The 895-nt window shown below is 31.3% G+C and carries 1 protein-coding gene; it reads left to right on the forward strand.

Translation table 11 applies throughout. The annotated features are described in order from the left end of the window. The coding region (locus LPB88_RS23675; protein WP_230718264.1) for an AMP-binding protein at positions 1–895 on the forward strand (895 nt) is incomplete at both ends.

Raw genomic sequence — 895 nt, forward strand, 5'->3', positions numbered from 1 at the left:
AGATGTTAATTATCCGCAAGACCGCATCGCATATATCGAAGAGGATAGCAGCTGTAAAGCCGTTATTGATGAGAATATTTTAAATAATTTTATACAGGTTCAGGATAAGTTTTCAAAGGAAAATATTGCAAAGATTAGTACGGCTAGTGATTTAGCTTATTTGATTTATACTTCAGGATCTACCGGAAAACCTAAAGGGGTAATGGTAGAAAATAAAAATGCAGTTGAATTGATTAATTGGTCTCGATTTGAATTTGATTCATCAAAATTTGAAGTGATGTATGCTACAACTTCTTATTGTTTTGATATGTCAGTTTATGAAATTTTCTATACTTTATCGATAGGAAAAAAAATAAGAGTTCTAAGAAATGCATTGGAAATAAAGGATTATATAAATAAAGAAAGCAAAATTGTATTAGATACTGTGCCTTCTGTAATTCGAAAGCTATTAGAGGATAATTTAGATCTAAAAAATATAGTTTTTATTAATATGGGAGGTGAAATAGTGCCTCTGGATATTATTAAAAAACTTCCAACAGAAAAAATAGAAATCAGAAACTTATACGGACCTTCAGAGGATACTACCTATAGTACGTGTTATTTAATACAAAATAAAGAATATAAAACAATTCCTATTGGTAAACCACTTTCGAACACCCAGATTTATATATTGGATGATTCATTTCAGCCTTTACCAATTGGTGTTACAGGAAAGGTATATATATCAGGGGCAGGATTATCACGAGGCTATCAAAACAGAGCTGAATTGACCCTGGAGAAATTTATATCTAATCCTTTTATCGAGGGAGAAAGAATGTATGACACAGGCGATTTGGGCCGCTGGTTATTGGATGGAAATATAGAATATATTGGCAGAAAGGATCAACAAGTTAAA

This window comes from Flavobacterium sp. JAS, assembly GCF_020991455.1.
Classification (GTDB): Bacteria; Bacteroidota; Bacteroidia; order Flavobacteriales; family Flavobacteriaceae; genus Flavobacterium.